Source organism: Secundilactobacillus sp. MJ173, from assembly GCF_059704265.1.
Genome location: NZ_BAAKGN010000011.1, coordinates 1 through 1,988, shown reverse-complemented (window position 1 = coordinate 1,988; position 1,988 = coordinate 1). Strand labels below are relative to the sequence as shown.

The following is a 1,988-nucleotide window of genomic DNA, read 5'->3' as shown; positions in this document are numbered from 1 at the left end:
TCCTTCTCAATCTGGGTAATGGCACCTGAACCGTCTGTCTTCGTGATCGTCTTGCCACCATTTGGATCATCGCTGGTAGTGTTCGTGAAGTAATTTTCCTGCGTGGTTGAAATTGACTCACCATTACTACTCTTGAAGTAACTTTGCTTGCCATCTGGCGTATCCACTTCACCAATTGTTCCAGCGGTTGGGTTACCATTGGCATCCGTGCCTGGTACATCATGCGTTAAGCTGACACCACCAGTTGGTTCGTTATTAGCCACTGTCGTCTTGCCAACTTTCACTGACTCACCTGGTTTTACTGGAACTGGTGTTAAGCTTGGCTGATCTTTTGGTGTCTCTGTGACGGTGACATTACCAGTATCTTTATCAATATCAACCACTGTCTTATCACCGTCTGGCCAATTCTTTTCAATCTGGGTGACTACGCCAGAACCATTTGTCTTGGTAATCGTCTCGCCGCCAAATGGATCTCCTGTTTTCTTGGTATTGTAGTAATTATCAGCCGTTGTTGAAACTCCACCGGTTACCTGTGCCTTGCTGTAAGTCCGTGTGCCATCTGGTGTGGTGACTGTTTCACCATTGGTCCCAGTAGTAGGATTGCCATCATCATCCACACTCGGTGTTTCATGCGTGAACGTTACACCATCTGGTTCATTGTTCGTGACTGTCGTCTTACCCGCTTTGCCAGTACCGCCTGGTTGAACCGTGACAGGAGTTAAGCTTGGCTGACCACTTGGTGTCTCAGTAACTGTAACCACATTGGTTTCTGTATCGATATCAACCACCGTCTTGTCACCATCTGACCAGTCTTTTTCAATCTGGGTAATGGCACCTGAATCATCTGTCTTAGTGATGGTCTTACCCCCATCAGGATCGGTCGTAACTTTATTAATGATGAACGTTCCACTGATAAAGTCAGCGTCAGTCAACTTATAGTTAGGGTTAGCATCCTGAACAGCTTTCTTTCCAACGTCATTCAATGTAACAACATAAACACCTGCAGTGGTAGGAATCGTATCAGAACCATCAAAGCTGAAATCAGCATTCGTGAGGTCAGGATGATTTGAAAGGTTCGAACCATATGAAACTGTAAATGTTGGTAGAGGATCACCTTCATTTATAACCTCATTTTGAGTTGTCACTTCTGTCGTGGCATCACCTAGCGTTGTCGGCTTAGCTGTGATTGTAAATGTACCAGTCTTAAAGTCTTCAGCAGTCAACGCGTAATTTCCGTTAGCTGCTTGTACTTTAGCTTGCCCGTCTGCGTTCAGGCTAACCGTGTAGCTCCCGACATTTTCAGGAACACCAGTAACAGCATTTTTATTACTATCAGTGAAACTGAAGTCGGCGTTCGTCAAATCAGTTGGAGCAGTCAATTTGTCACCATAAGTCAAATCAAAGTTTGGATCTTTATCGCCATAAACTTTTGTTTGATCATTAACTGTGGCTTCAGTTGTGACATCATCTTTTGTCGTGGTTTTAGCCGTGATCGTAAACGTACCGGGCTTAAAGTTGTCACCGGCCAACGTGTAATTTTCGTTGGTCTTTTGAACCTTAGCCTGTCCGTCTGCGTTCAGGCTAACTGTGTAAGTACCGACATTTTCAGGAATACCACTAATCACATTACCGTTACTGTCTTTGAAACTGAAATCGGCATTCGTCAAGTCAGTTGCGGCATTGAGCTTGTCGCCATAAGTCAAATCAAAGTTTGGATCCTTGTCACCGTAAACCTTGCTCTGATTGTTGACCGTTGCTTGAGTCGTGACATCGTCCTTTGTCGTAGATTTAGCCGTAATCGTAAATGTCCCAGGCAAAAAGTTATCAGCAGTCAACGTGTAATTGCCATTAGCTGCTTGGACTTTCGCTTGCCCGTCTGCGTTCAGGCTAACCGTGTAAGTGCCGGCATTCTCAGGAACACTGTCAACTGCGTGGTTCTCGCTATCAATGAAACTGAAGTCGGCGTTCGTCAAGTCAGTTGGAGCATT

General features: G+C 45.0%; 1 protein-coding gene. It reads right to left on the bottom strand.

Going from position 1 to position 1,988, the window contains the following annotated elements; translation table 11 throughout:
- A partial coding sequence (locus AC6H04_RS01485; protein ID WP_497570011.1) for an MBG domain-containing protein occupies positions 1 to 1,988 on the bottom strand: 1,988 nt, incomplete at both ends.